This is a genomic window from Longicatena sp. 210702-DFI.1.196 (assembly GCF_020563125.1).
Classification (GTDB): domain Bacteria; phylum Bacillota_I; class Bacilli_A; order Erysipelotrichales; family Erysipelotrichaceae; genus Longicatena; species Longicatena caecimuris.
In genome coordinates this window covers 1-272 of sequence record NZ_JAJCPX010000128.1, presented here as the reverse complement: position 1 = coordinate 272, position 272 = coordinate 1, and the positions used below count along the sequence as shown (strand labels likewise).

Here is a 272-nt window from a genome sequence, read left to right as displayed (position 1 = left end):
TAGCTATAATTTCGAGTTTACACCATTTTTTTACTTTTAACTTCTAAAGATAGGTACTACAAAAGGTTAACTACATTGGGTTATTATGATGCTTTTGTTTACTTTTTATATCCATATAGATGTAAAGATACAATTTACATATCGCAAAATAAGTATATACTTAAGGTAAGAGGTGATAATGATGGAAATGCAGAAAGTGTTGGAACAAAGAAGAAGTATTCGTAAATATCAAGATAAGCCGATAAAGAAAGAAGTTGTGGAGGAATTACTTC

1 protein-coding gene is annotated in these 272 nt (G+C 28.7%); it reads left to right on the top strand.

The window, feature by feature from the left end; translation table 11 throughout:
• Nucleotides 1-178: 178 nt before the first annotated feature.
• On the top strand, nt 179-272 hold a 94-nt coding region (locus LI241_RS16025; protein ID WP_368668998.1), incomplete at its 3' end, for a nitroreductase family protein.